This window comes from Rothia sp. HMSC065D02 (assembly GCF_001815285.1).
GTDB classification, from domain to species: Bacteria; Actinomycetota; Actinomycetes; order Actinomycetales; family Micrococcaceae; genus Rothia; species Rothia dentocariosa.
The window spans coordinates 179,479-192,646 of the sequence record NZ_KV820091.1; the positions used below are offsets into that span (position 1 = coordinate 179,479).

At 50.8% G+C, this 13,168-nt stretch carries 13 protein-coding genes and 1 pseudogene; 7 read left to right on the top strand and 7 right to left on the bottom strand.

From position 1 onward, the window contains the following. Positions 1-44: 44 nt before the first annotated feature. The 3 genes from HMPREF3016_RS07275 to HMPREF3016_RS07285 all read right to left on the bottom strand — a co-directional run bounded on the left by HMPREF3016_RS07275 (position 45) and on the right by HMPREF3016_RS07285 (position 3,919). Entirely contained in the window at positions 45-1,181 is a 1,137-nt protein-coding gene (locus HMPREF3016_RS07275; protein ID WP_070741364.1) for a Fic family protein, read from the bottom strand. 239 nt (positions 1,182-1,420) lie between these two features. Further along, a complete protein-coding gene (locus HMPREF3016_RS07280) occupies positions 1,421-2,881 on the bottom strand; it encodes a hypothetical protein (protein WP_070741366.1) in 1,461 nt (486 codons plus the stop codon). A gap of 264 nt (positions 2,882-3,145) precedes the next feature. Further along, entirely contained in the window at positions 3,146-3,919 is a 774-nt protein-coding gene (locus HMPREF3016_RS07285; RefSeq protein WP_070534571.1) for a hypothetical protein, read from the bottom strand. 238 nt (positions 3,920-4,157) lie between these two features. On the opposite strand from HMPREF3016_RS07285, the gene HMPREF3016_RS07290 reads away from it, so the two are divergent. The 6 genes from HMPREF3016_RS07290 (at position 4,158) to HMPREF3016_RS07315 (ending at position 9,558) form a co-directional block, all read left to right on the top strand. Beyond that, on the top strand, positions 4,158-5,012 hold the full coding sequence (locus HMPREF3016_RS07290) for a PRD domain-containing protein (RefSeq protein ID WP_070741369.1): 855 nt from the start codon (positions 4,158-4,160) through the stop codon (positions 5,010-5,012). Between the two features lie 443 nt (positions 5,013-5,455). Beyond that, positions 5,456-6,445, top strand: coding sequence for a mannose/fructose/sorbose PTS transporter subunit IIA (locus HMPREF3016_RS07295; RefSeq protein WP_070741372.1), 990 nt, complete (start codon positions 5,456-5,458; stop codon positions 6,443-6,445). Then, a complete protein-coding gene (locus HMPREF3016_RS07300; RefSeq protein WP_070741375.1) occupies positions 6,442-7,314 on the top strand; it encodes a PTS mannose/fructose/sorbose transporter subunit IIC in 873 nt (290 codons plus the stop codon). Before HMPREF3016_RS07295 ends, HMPREF3016_RS07300 begins: the two co-directional genes overlap by 4 nt. A gap of 9 nt (positions 7,315-7,323) precedes the next feature. Continuing rightward, on the top strand, positions 7,324-8,187 hold the full coding sequence (locus HMPREF3016_RS07305; protein WP_004005902.1) for a PTS system mannose/fructose/sorbose family transporter subunit IID: 864 nt from the start codon (positions 7,324-7,326) through the stop codon (positions 8,185-8,187). 104 nt (positions 8,188-8,291) lie between these two features. After that, positions 8,292-9,059, top strand: coding sequence for an HAD family hydrolase (locus HMPREF3016_RS07310; RefSeq protein WP_070741378.1), 768 nt, complete (start codon positions 8,292-8,294; stop codon positions 9,057-9,059). Positions 9,060-9,129: 70 nt separating this feature from the next. Continuing rightward, the gene (locus HMPREF3016_RS07315) at positions 9,130-9,558 is read left to right on the top strand and encodes a hypothetical protein (RefSeq protein ID WP_048751402.1); all 429 of its coding nucleotides are present in this window, start codon (positions 9,130-9,132) and stop codon (positions 9,556-9,558) included. A 175-nt stretch (positions 9,559-9,733) separates the two neighbouring features. Here HMPREF3016_RS07315 and HMPREF3016_RS07320 read toward each other — a convergent pair whose 3' ends face one another. Together HMPREF3016_RS07320 and HMPREF3016_RS07325 are read right to left on the bottom strand one after the other, a co-directional pair. Then, on the bottom strand, positions 9,734-10,621 hold the full coding sequence (locus HMPREF3016_RS07320) for a nucleotidyl transferase AbiEii/AbiGii toxin family protein (RefSeq protein ID WP_048755412.1): 888 nt from the start codon (positions 10,619-10,621) through the stop codon (positions 9,734-9,736). After that, on the bottom strand, positions 10,618-11,448 hold the full coding sequence (locus HMPREF3016_RS07325; RefSeq protein ID WP_070741381.1) for a type IV toxin-antitoxin system AbiEi family antitoxin domain-containing protein: 831 nt from the start codon (positions 11,446-11,448) through the stop codon (positions 10,618-10,620). Before HMPREF3016_RS07325 ends, HMPREF3016_RS07320 begins: the two co-directional genes overlap by 4 nt. Before the next feature lie 96 nt (positions 11,449-11,544). On the opposite strand from HMPREF3016_RS07325, the pseudogene HMPREF3016_RS10825 reads away from it, so the two are divergent. After that, positions 11,545-11,811, top strand: a pseudogene (locus HMPREF3016_RS10825) (LLM class flavin-dependent oxidoreductase); the annotation flags it as partial. Between the two features lie 454 nt (positions 11,812-12,265). Here the strand turns inward: HMPREF3016_RS10825 and HMPREF3016_RS07335 are convergent. Further along, positions 12,266-12,634, bottom strand: coding sequence for a hypothetical protein (locus tag HMPREF3016_RS07335; RefSeq protein WP_048751397.1), 369 nt, complete (start codon positions 12,632-12,634; stop codon positions 12,266-12,268). 9 nt (positions 12,635-12,643) lie between these two features. Next, complete coding sequence (locus HMPREF3016_RS07340) at positions 12,644-13,075, bottom strand: hypothetical protein (RefSeq protein WP_048751395.1); 432 nt, start codon at positions 13,073-13,075, stop codon at positions 12,644-12,646. Positions 13,076-13,168: the final 93 nt, after the last annotated feature.

Consider the following 13,168-nt stretch of genomic DNA (forward strand, 5'->3'; position numbering starts at 1 on the left):
TTTAACCCAAGGTCACACAGTATTTACTCTGTTACCGGAGGATCTTACATACCATCACGTAAAATCTGCGGAAGCATCCCGAGTTCATCAAGTTGCCTCACCACATAGATCGTCAGATCGTTTCCCTGCACCCGTACACTGTATTGACGAGTCCCCTCAGGTCGATACAGCAAATCACGATCAACCAGTTTCTTCAGGTATTTACTGCGAACCGCTGCAGACCCAGGCACAAGGTCTTCAACATCTTTAGCATGAGCCCGGCCCATCTCAGCAATACGAAGAAGCACCGCAACATCACGACTTGTCAGAACAGCATTCTGATAAGCCTTTTCGAGTACCGAACCGTAAAGCTCATTCAACACAAAACCGGTAGACGATAATTCAAGAATGTTCTTCACATCGGATTCGATTCCCCGCAAAACATATAAGCACCACGATTCAAGATCATCATCGCGCAACGAATCGGCGGTCTCCAAATGCCGATAGTAGGCGTGACGATCCGACCCAAAAACAACGGTTGGGTTCAACGCTCGATACCCATGTGTTGCGGTAAAGCCAAGCTTAACGAGCATCGCATAGGTGATGAGCCGTGACACACGACCATTTCCATTCCCGAAAGGATGAATCCACACGAACCTGTGATGACTAATAGCAACCTGCAGCAGGTGATACTGCGGGCTCATGGGTTTGTTCATAAACTCAACAAGTTGGCGCATATCAGCGGATACGGATTCCGGTCCGGGCGGCTGGTGCGTAGACTTTGCGATGCGCACCCCAGAACTTCGATAACTTCCAGGGATAGCATCACCTTCCCGATCAAGCCCATCGACTGCGAGCGCATGAAGTTCTCGAATAAACATTTCCGTCAAGACAAAATCTTCAGTCACAACGTCGTCAATATAAGCACTGGCTTTTTCAAGATTGAGGATTTCACGCACACCGTCATCAAAGCTCTGCCCATCACGCACACCTTGGAGCGCATCCAGCATCGTGGTGCGATTTCCTTCGATGCGCGCCGACATAATATTAGAGAGATTTTGAAAAAGCTTTTGCAGGTCGCTGTAGAGTGGCAGATCCGTTTGATCCTGCCCCTGCAAAGTGGTTCGAATTCGTTCAAGCTCAATAATGGTCGAAGCTAGATCAGAGGTAAAACTGATGTGGGGAATACGAATAGGCTCCATACCTTCTATACTACCTACAAAGACTGCATTAATTTAACAGCCCGCAAACCATTATTTAACCCAATACCCATCTTTACCCTTATATTCCGGGGAATTTTTGGAAGGGCACAGAATCATTATTTAACCTTCAGGCAAATATTATTTAACTCCGAGTCCTTGATGATGTGTGCAAAAGGGTGGCGCATCCAGCCATACAATCTGGATGCGCCACCCTCTACCTTCTTCACAAACAATTTCCGTTAAGACACAGCCTGCTGACCGGGCTGCAGAGGCTGACGCGGGGTCAGCGGAATGACCCCTCCCCCGCCGGGACCATCACCTCCACCAATCAGTAAATCTGGTTGAGGAGGAACGTAAATATACCGTTCTTTATCTACCGAAGATACCTCGCTCTTACGTGATGACGATTCCCGATATACTTTGCCGTCCGGGGTACTGTATACAGTTTCATAGGCGTTTTGAGTACGCCAGGTGCCATCAGATTTTACTTCTTCTGTTCGATCCCGCTCTTTTCTCTGCCAACTTCCGTCAGGGTTTACGTGAATAATATCTTCCCCGTCGCTGCGTGTATTATTTTTGATTTCCCATGAGCCGTCAGCATACAACACAGTAGTTTTATCATAATTACCGGAGTTATCAGAATCTTTCTGCGTCCACGTGCCGTCTGCTGCAACATGTATTGTCGTGTCACCATCGCGCGATTCCCAGCTCCACGAACCATCCGGATTGACCTTAGCCATACCGAAGAAGGGGTCTTTTTCTGAACGTGGTCGGGGCTTGCCCGCTTTATTCTCATCCGTCAGGAGTATGCCCTCAAGTTCAGCGGTAGCATGCTTATACTCATCGGTTCCAGGAACAGCCTCTTTAACGGGCATTCCCAAGGGCAGAGCCGTACGCGGTTTCAGGGGAATAACACCATTTTGAGGAATATACAACCCCATATCGTACATACTATTCATGTATTCCCTAGGAGTTATAACCCCACTCTGCGCCCCATGTGTGATAGATTTTTCCTCCCCGGTTTCTGTATTCTTTTCCACGGCTGTACCGTCAGGGTTTCCCGTGATGACCTTATTATTCGAGTATCCGCTAGACTTCCACGTACCATCGGCATGTGCCTCGACATTTTCTGGGGAAGATGAATCGCTCTTACGCTCGACACTCCACGTGCCATCAGCATTAACGCGAGTTTTTGTCTGTGAAGAAGAAACTTTTTCAATCCTCTCCCAAGATCCATCTGCGTTAATCGTCATTTCGTGATATATGTCAGACCCCGTTCCACGCTTCACATGGAATGTACCATCGACATTAACTACAACTGATAATTTATCCTGGCCGCTGCCTTCTTCAACAGTCCACGAACCGTCGTCCTTGAGCTTTACATTCTTTCCTAACGAGCTCTGAGACTTCTGTTCAGCGCGCGGGCGGGGTTTACCAGCCTTATTATCGTCAGTAAGACCCACAATCTGTTTCTCATGACTCTGTTCTTCATTCTTCTGTTTCTCCTCTGTTGGGTTCGTCGTGGGGGAAGCGGAAGAAGACTCGGGTGATGCAGAGGAAGATGTAGAGGAGACAGGGGAAGATCCCTCAGATTTACCCGGGTTGGCTCGTTCTACAGTCATGCAGGCACTGAGTGCCAGCATGAGAATACATCCGGCAGATAGGGGACCAAATACGCGAGTGTGATTATCATTCTTCATCGGAAGTTTCCTTACGGCTATGTAGTCTATGCGGTGCTTTGATGCGGTGTTTAAAAATACCTTCAGTTTCAGTCTACGGTTCTTGGACAGACCCGATGCCGCTAACACCCCACGTTTTCTTCCAACACTCAGCGAATATAGAGTACGTTCCCATATTTCTTCCAGCAAAGCTCCAGATAGAAGGGCGTTTTAGACACAAAAAGGGTGGCGCATCCAGCCGTAAAAATCTTGATGCGCCACCATACTACCGAGAGAAGTTCGGGGTTACTGAGCCTTCTCCCCTGGTTTAAGCGGGGTACGCGGTTTGAGAGGAACAACGCTGTTGCCGCCTACGCCGCCTTCAGCATAAGCAATCGGGTTTACAGGAACCGTCGAAGGGGTAAGCTCTTTCCCAACTTCACGCTTCTCTTGGCCTGGTTTCTCTTGGTAGACCTTGCCGTCGGCAGTTCCGTAGAGGGTAGAGTACGAATCTACGCTGCGCCACGTTCCATCGGCCTTAACCTCCATGCCCTTAGCACCTTTAGTCAGATCCGTATCGCCGCTCTCGCGTACTCGAATCCAGCTGCCATCCGGGTTTACATGAACCCGCTCGTTCCGTTGTGCGTCAAAACTTTCCCAGGTGCCGTCGGCATTCAGATTAGCTTTATCGCCTTTACTATTAGTCCACTCCCAGGTGCCGTCGGCTTTGGTGGTCATGGTATGGCTCTCGCTCTTATACTCCCATGAACCATCCTCATGCACTGTCGCTCCAGGGTAGGGGTCTCCGTATGTCGAGGTTGGCCGCGGCTTACCGGCCTTATTATCATCGGTCAGGGCTTTTGAGGTAGCGCTCGAACTTGCCGAAGCCGAGGCGCTGGTGCTGCTGGAAGCTGAGGCGCTGGGCGATGCAGTTTCCGAGGCAGAAGCGCTCGCGCTCGACGAGCTGGCGGCGGAAGACGAAGGTGTCACAGTGCTCACCGAGGAGGAGCAGGCGCTGAGGGCGAACACCGCAACAAGAGCGGCGGAAAGCGGCATCGCTAAACGATGAGGGTTATGCATAGAAGTCTCTTTCAACAGTGATTATTGCACGGTGTTTATAGCACCGACTTATTCATTCTATCGGTATCTCTCCATAAAATGCAGAATATATCCTTCATATTTTAGAAAGACCGCATCGTATTTTGGTAAAAGGTGGCAAGCTTAGAGCGCATAGATTCGCTTTCTCACGGTAAATAGCGCGAGGGGGCTGTAAAATCTTGAGAAAGCTTCGATACCGCCCACACGGAAGGAGGGATGCATGCGCATCAGCCGCATCTATAACAATAATGTCGCCCTCACCCGTGATTCCTACGGGCAAGAGGCGGTAGTTATCGGGCGCGGACTTGCCTTTGGTAAACGCAAGGGCGATCTGGTCGATCCGAGTAAGGTCGAGCAGACGTTCATTCCCGAACACGATATTTCCGCCGAACGGCTCAGCTGGTCACTCTCCGAGATCCCCCCGGAGATTCTTGCCATTGCCTCCGAACTTGAAACGAAGGTTCGCAATACCCCCGATATTAAAATCGCGAACTCCTTCATCATTCCTTTCGCAGACCACCTGCACTATGCTATTGCGCGCTCTCGCGAAGGACTGCAGGTTGATTATCCTCTCGCACCAGAGGTAACGCTGCTGTATCCGCGTGAAGTTGAATTCGGGCGTCGGGCACTTGATCTGGTATATGAGCGCTTGCATCTCACCCTAGATCCGCAGGAAGCGATTCCTTTGGCGTTGCATCTCGTCAATGCCCAGTTTGCGACGGCCGATATGTCGCGAGCCTTCCGCATGACTGAGGTTTTTGCGCAGGTTTTTGATGTTATCGGAGCAACGTATGGTAAGCCGATAGACACAAATTCCATGTCGGCGGCGCGGTTTATCACCCATCTGCGCTATCTCTTCGTACGTGCCGATCGAGAGAACAATAAACAACGACGGCATATTACTCAGCCCGGTGTTTTGGCGGCGCTTCGGGCGGATGCGCCCCAAGCCTTCGCATGCGCACAAAAGGTTCTTCTCCTATTAGAGATGCAGCTCAATCAGCCGTTACGCCAGGATGAGCTCACATATTTGACGATTCATATTGACCGCCTCGCCCAAGAGATGTGGGGTTCTTAGAATTTAAAATCATCACCTCCGTGCAATAAAAATTCTCTTGATCGTAAATAATGCAGAATTTTTAATGTTTTATTCACGATCACAAGCATTTTTAGTCAGAATACACTTTACCCCCTGACAAGCTCTCCCAAAACTCGATATATTCCTATATTGGAATATAAGAATATACGCTATTAATGTATCAAAATACAGCAAATAACAGCTCTTTACCCCCTGTCCGACTGATAACCTTTCACGCTCTCCACCCTCTAGACCATGTCCTTAAGAACGACATAGTTTAGGTCACATATACTATATTTATGTGCCGAGCGGTTCTCGTGTAGAAGCATTTTTTCATATATTTTTCTCCATATTTAAAACCATTACCGACCGTGATATTCTCAAAGGGCTTAGACCCTTAAATACGGAAACAACACACATTCTGTAGTAACGAGAGGACCATCATGGTCACTATCATCGTGGCGGCACACGGGGAGTCAGCACCCGCGCTCTTAAAGACCGCCAGCATGATCCTCGGAAACCTCGATAACGTGTATCCGGTGACATTTCTCCCCGGGCAGGGTCCGGAAGATTTGATCGAAGAGTACACGCGCATCGTTGCGGAAACAGGATCCGAAGAAACCCTTATTCTCGTCGACCTCTTCGGCGGCAGCCCCTACAATGCAGGCGCTCGATTCGCGGCAGAACACGAAAATATTGATGTTGTCGCAGGCGTCAACGTGCCGATGCTCATCGAAGTTATCAGCGGCGCCGGTCGCAAAAATGCAACCCTCAAGAGCCTGGTCGCCAAAGCCCATAAGGCGGGCGTGAAGGGTATTCGCTCCTTCCAAGAAGCCAACCAACCGGTACAGGAAGAAAAGCCTTCTCAAGAGGCAAAACCCGCCAAAACACCGGCGGCACCGGAAATACCCGCAGAACAGCAGGTTGAAGGCGGGCATATGGATGCTATTTTCACGCGCATCGACTCCCGCCTTATTCACGGGCAGGTCGCGGGCACCTGGGTTCCTTATGTGGCACCGCAAACCTTTATTGCCGCATCGGATGCAGCCGCCCACGACAACCTCCGCAAGACCCTGCTGCTGCAGGTGGCGCCCGCCGGAGTCAAAACCAATGTGCTCGATATTGCTAAAGCGGGGCGCGTATACAACAACCCCAAGTACACCGGCATGAAAACCATGTTTGTACTCGAATCCCCAGTCGATGTGGTGCGTCTAATAGACGAAGGCGTCGAAATTCCAGAGGTCAATGTTGGCGGAGTAACCTACAAAACCGGTATGACGCAGCTTTCTGAGGCTGTCTACGCGAGCGAAGAAGACCTCGACGCGTACCGTGAACTTCTCAAACGCGGCGTCAAGCTGTACGTACAGCAGCTTCCCAACCACAACCCCGTCGATCTGGCAAAAATTTTGAAAGAGAAAGGTCTCGCCTCATGAGTCCCCTCGCATTTATTCTCGTCATTGTGGTGGCGTTCATTGCGGGTGTCGCATCCGTGGTAGACGAACGCCAGTTCCACCGCCCCTTAGTAGCATGTACCCTCATGGGTTTCGCTCTCGGCGACCCTACCACTGGCATTATCTTGGGCGGTATGCTCGAACTCATTGCCCTTGGGTGGATGAACGTCGGCGCGGCGATGGCACCCGATGCGGCACTCGCATCATGTATCGCAACGGTCGTCGTCATTCACGGTCACCTTGATAAAGCGCAGGGCATCGCCGTTGCTATTCCGATTGCAGCAGCCGGGCAGGTACTCACCATTTTCGTGCGAACTATTACCGTCTTCTTCCAGCATCAAGCCGACCGGTTCGCCCAAACGGCGAATTTCCGGGGTATTGAGCTCATGCATATCAGCGGCATGGTTTTGCAAGGTTTGCGCGTGGCTGTCCCAACCGCCGTGGTTGCCCTTATTAACTCTGCAACCCTGCAGAACTGGCTGCAGTCTATTCCTGCTGAGGTGACGAACGGCCTGCGTATCGCTGGCGGCATGATTACGGTGGTCGGTTTCGCCATGGTCATTAACATGATGAAGTCCCGCGCCCTCATGCCGTTCTTCTTCCTCGGATTCATCGCGGCAGCCGCTATTCCGGCGTCCCAGGAAATCACGCTCAGCGGCGGCAACCATGATGCTATCGGCAACCTCGCCGCAACCCTGGCAGATCCCGCGCAGCTGAACCTAGTCGCGATCGGTATTGTCGGAGCGTGCCTGGGACTGCTGTATACCCAGCTGAATCCAATCTTCCATAAGAGTGAGGCGGCACCGGCAGCCGCACGCCCAGCCGACGACCTCGATAACGAGCTTGAGTAGGAGCGAATCATGACTGAGAACACTCAAGAAAAAGTAACCGCAGAGGTTCCCGACCTCACCAGGCGCGACAAGATTGATACCTACATCCGCTCCACCTTCCTGCTCGGCTCCTTCAACTTCGAGCGTATGCAGGCCATTGGTTTTGCGGTGTCGATGATCCCCGCGATTAAACGTTTCTACACCAAGAAGGAAGATCAGGCGGAAGCACTCACCCGTCACCTGGAGTTCTTCAACACCCAACCCTGGGTCGCGTCCTCCATTATGGGTGTGACTGCCGCTATGGAGCGCGAAAAGGCAGCCGGTAAAGAAGGTATTGATGATGCCGCCATTACCAACGTGAAGGTTGGTCTGATGGGACCGCTCGCAGGCGTGGGTGACCCGATTTACTGGGGTACCGCGCGCATCGTGCTGGCGGCGGTAGGTGCATCCTTCGCTATTGCGGGCAATATTCTGGGACCGCTGATTTTCTTCTTTGGCATGACCGCGATTCGGTGGGCTACCCGCTGGTACGGCTTCAAATATGGGTACGAAAAAGGTACCCAAATCGTGGGCGAAGCGGGCGGCAACACCCTGCAGAAGATTACGCAGGGCGCCTCGGTGATGGGCCTGTTCGTGATGGGGTCGCTCGTATACCGATGGACGACCATCAACATTCCGCTCAAGCTCACGGAATACGAACAAAACGGTAAGAACGTTGAGGTCACCGTGCAGTCGATGATGGATCAGCTGCTGCCCGGGCTCGCCGCACTGGCCCTGTGTTTCCTGTGCATGTGGCTTCTGCGCAAGAGGGTTAACGCCATTTGGATTATTTTCGGTCTCTTTGCCGTGGGTATTGCAGGTTCCTACCTCGGATTCCTGTCACTTCCCTCCTAGATCTGGGTGACCGTTTGATAACCCTGCGGGATGCGCGCTTCGGTAGACTGGTATCGGGCGCGCATCCCGTGATTTTTAGCCACCACACAGATCTGAGGAATCCCATGAAAAAACTGATGGCATTCGACTTGGATGGAACTCTGCTTTTTGACCGGATCATTGATCCCGCGAATGTACAGGCTATTCACCGTTGGCAGCAGGCCGGGAATCTTGCGGTGTGTGCGACGGGGAAAAGTATTTTCGCCACGAAACTTGCCCTCGATAAAACCGGCGTAACCTTCGATTACAACGTGCTGTACACCGGTGCGGTTGTGACCGATGCCGAGTACAATATCCTCCACGCGCAAACTCTACCGGTGTCGGTGGTGCGCGCCTGCTATGAGCGGTTCAAAGAAGAGCCGGGAGTCGCGCTTTTTGCAACGACTTTAACCCATGACTATCGTCTGGCGGATAATGTGGGGTCTTCGACTAATATTCTGCCCGAGTTCCTGCCGCTGGCAGAGTCCGAGATTGATACCCAAGATTATGTGGGTGTGCCCCTATGGATTCCTGAAGACGATGCTCGCGAGCGCACCTACCGCTGGATTCTTAAGGAGTTCGGTGATTCAGTGGATTGTCACAAGAACCAGGATTTTCTGGATATTGTGCCCCCGCGGTGCACGAAGGCGACCGGGCTGGCGTGGCTTGTGGAGTATCTGAAACCGGTCGAGTATGAAACCTACACGATTGGGGATTCCTGGAACGATGTACCCATGCATGAGTGGGCGGATCATGCGGCGTCGTTCAGCTATTCCCCGGATGATGTGAAGGCGCGAACCGAGGTTTCGGTGGATCATGCGTGGGAGTTTATTGACTCTTCGTTGGGTGCGTAGATTCTACGTTTCACGTGAAACTTTTTGCGAAAACAACGTCTATAGATTGTTAAAGCGGGGTAGATGGCGAATGTCTTCAACAAATAAAGAGCGCAATCCCGAGAGTTTTGGCGATGCTTTTCGGCAGGCCGCCCGTGAGTCTTTGGTGAAGAACCAGCGCGAGCGTTCCAGCGATATTGTTTCTATTGCCCCGATTCAACTGGCGCTCGCCGCGTTGGCTATAGGTATTTATGCCCTGTGGAATAGTTGGTTGTGCTTGATTCCGCTGGGAGTGGTGCTGGTGCTCATGTGGGTGCGGTACACCATGCAGCGGCAGATTTCCCGCGATTTTGCGCAGCTGGATGCGGCGCGCACGGCTTGGCGTAAAACCCGCGATAAGCAGTATTTAGAGTTTATGGCGGAGAATGCCGGGCGCATCCTGAAGGAGAATAAGGCGCTGACCAAGGATGCGCGCAAGCGTGTGCAGGAGTACGCCGACTACGCCTCATCCCGGCTTTAATCCGCTGCCCACTCCCTCGTTTTCCGCGAAAGAAAGGCTCTTTCATATGGACGAAAGAGCCTTTTGCAGCGATTCTGCCTGCTGAGTAGTACACCCAGGGGTGTTTTGATCACCCCTGCCGAGTACGTTGCTGCATTTATTACATATATGTAATAAATGCAGCAACGTACCTAACCTAAACCCATGCTTCCCCATTCCAGACTTCTTCTTTAAGTTCTCCCTTCATCACCTGATCCAAGAAATTTTGGGCAAAATTTTGAGCTTGAGAATACGACTCTGGGAACATTTGGGGTTCATCTACTGATTTTGCGATAAGTTTCCTGTATTCCTGATCATTCCAGTTCTCAGGGAAAATTAACCCCTGACAATATGGGTCAAGGTTATTTTCTAGCCTTTTAGCTTCCAGTGCTTTGTACAGATCTGCCGCACGTATCCCAAGAGACTGCTGCGCAAGTACTGGAATATCAATAAGATCTTTAATACGTGTGCTCCGAGAACCGCAATGTCCTACCCCTGGATATACCTGCATAGTTGCAGTTACTTTATCTGCAATATGATCTACCAGTGGATATAGGCTAATATTAGGCATTTCAGGAACATCAAAGACTTCTGCTAAATCATTTCCTGGATAGGATTCATAAGGGGCTGTCGTTATATCTCCCACAACAAGGTCAATATCAATCGGAGAGCATACCGGAGCTCCTGATGCTTTCGAAAGTATGGAAACTTGAAGTTTTCGCCCTGCTTTATCACCCGGCATGACGATATTACCTTTTTCTCGTAGCCTCATCACAACATCATCAGGCGGTATATGTGCGGGGTTTCGGATAAGAATATCCTGTAATGCTTTGTGAGCATCCTGGATAGTTGATTGTGTACTGAAAAGGTCAATATCCCTAGTAGCACGGGCTTTCGTATCTCGCCATAAAAGCGCATTACCCCCTTTGAGAACCCAACCGTGTGGTGATGCCCCAAATATACGTGCTAATACAATGGCACGGTTAAATTCCGCGTCCCGTCGAGCGGGTGCAATATCAGAATATCTTCCTTTACCATCTTTCACTGAGGTGCGTGCCTGAAGGTATGTTCGTGCCAAGATTCTTCTTTCATGGTCGTGTTTTTATAAATTTTCCGGGATATTTCAACTCGATCTGAGGGATAGATGATATCGGGATTACCAATATGCCCACGACCCTCAACCGGCATAATTTTTTCGCCAGATTCTAGGTATGAATCCAAAGCCGGATGCGCAGAAACACGTGTTTCAATCCTGGTTTTGAGAAGCTCACCCATAATCCAAGGTGCGGACGCCGAGTAAACCCTGTAAGAGTACTTGTGCACTGCATCCACAACATCAGACCAGTGAACCTCATACTCTTTCTGAATAAGTTCCTGCAGAACGAGTGAAACCTTCTCAAGGTCGCGGCCTTCCCGCAAGAAATCACAGATCAGTCGGGTTGGAGGAACCAAGGGAAGACCTTCAACAATAGTGGCTTCAGCAGACATATCTTGGCGACGCGACAGACGAATATCCTCGAAAGAGATCTGCTTACGCTCCCGTGAATAAAACTCGTACTGCTGTGTATAGAAGTCGCCTACCCCATATACTTCGGCCGCAGAGGCAGAAGCAACAATAAATTGGGGAGAATCCCACAGTCTCTCCCCCGCACTCTTTTTGGGGTCCAGCGAAAGCCACGCCGCGCGAAGATCGCGATGGATATCCCAGCGAGCAGAGGACAAAACGTACACACCTCCCCGCACCTGCTGTACATACCCTTGACGCACTTTACGATGCAGAGTCGCACGGCTTACCCCGCGCACATCCACCTGTGCCGAGGTTATGAGCCCATACTGTTCGCCCGCAAGAACTTCTACGTCTAGCCATCCCATACTGAGATTATTTCATATATGAAACAAAAACAGTAATATTTGAGATTACAAACTCATTTTAGAAGGTCTTATACTCACGACTGCCTCACAAGAACCTGGTTCGGCAAGGATATTCGCGAGGGCGTAAACCTCGCTATCGAGAACTATGCTCTGTTGCATAAGCTCTGGCGCGAAGAGCGTGTGAACAGGTCGGGGCGCTTCCGCACGCCGCTCAACGGATTTACCTCAACCCCGCGCCCGCTCAACGGTGTTGCCCCGTTCGTATGACACGGCAGCATCCGTACTCCCAAAATTGCGGAGCAGGCGGCATACTACGGCGACGGCTTCTTCCACAACAACATCTTCTGGCCTAAGGAACACACGCACGTGCCGGAGGCACCCACCCACACCTCGCTGATTGACTGTAAGGAACGCGGTGAAGCGCCCATTCTCGGCGGTACGCGTGCTCAGCAAGCCCAGCGGGCTGCGTAATTCAGCAGTGCATTCTTTGGCATTGCCAAGGGTGCCGCAGTTATCGATGCCGGTCCGAGTGATGATCCGCATCGCCTTACAGTCACCCCGTTTGAGCAGCTTCTTCAGGATGCTCACGACGGGTAACGATTATCTCGCGTGTGGTTAGATATAGGGGTGGGCGGACTATCAAAATCCGCCTACCGTTATATTCTTATTTTGGAATATATACCTTTTGACATGGCAATATTCCATCATTGATATAAGAAAATGTAGGGGAGATTCAGCACAACAGTGCATCGAATCTCCCCTTGCTATCAGGTTTTCCGTGAGGGCGAATATACGCCACGCTTATTTTCTGAAGGTCTTACGTTCTTTTTACAGAAGCAGTATCTTTTGCCCCATTCTCCACAACCTCTGGAGCATCAGGAAGATCCTCCGGCAGAGGGTCTGCATCCATATCCACAGCCGGTTCAGCAACTTCTTCATCAAGACGCTGCACCACCGGTTCGCCGATCTTTAGTTCTGATTCATCGGGACGTTTGAGCTGAGCGCCAAGATGAGTCAGTTGATCGCGGTTAACCAAGACAACTAATACCAAAGCGTTCAGAAAAAGACCGACGATAAAGAAAATCCAGCCGATCAGCATAAACCTTCCTCCACTGAGCACAGCACCTACTATCAGCAGTGCCGCCGAGCATAGATATGCGGGTGAGAGAAGGAATTTTGTGTTCATAGCAGACCTTTAGCGAACGTTTGAGCGTGGGTGAGAGCCTCGTGAACCGTTGGGTTTTGAGGGAAGAACTCCAAGCTTACCGGCATCAGACTCGCGGGTCGAAGACTGCGCGGCTTCATCCGATGCGGAGTTTTCTTCTTCACCATCATAAGCCCCGTCATCACCCTCAGGACTGTCATGACGCTCCGTATTTTTATCGCGCATAGCGCCCACAAGGTTATTTTCCATCTCACTTAAGCTTGTCACCAAAGCGGGCGTAGGCTCTCCTTGAGCCTTGGAAATAGTGACCATGTGTGCAAGAACATTCAATCCCAGCGCGGCAAGAACTAGAATCCATCCGAGCCACAGCAGCCATGTCTGTGAGAGGCTAATCAGCAAGGCACCGACCACGATAAGAAGTAGGGAGGTGAGATAGGCGGGCGAAAGTTTTTTAGAATTCATGGGTTTTCACAGCTTTTCAATTATAAAGAAACGCATAAAATATTCGTATACATTATGCGTTTGAACGGCGTAAAATTCCTCTTAATCCAATTT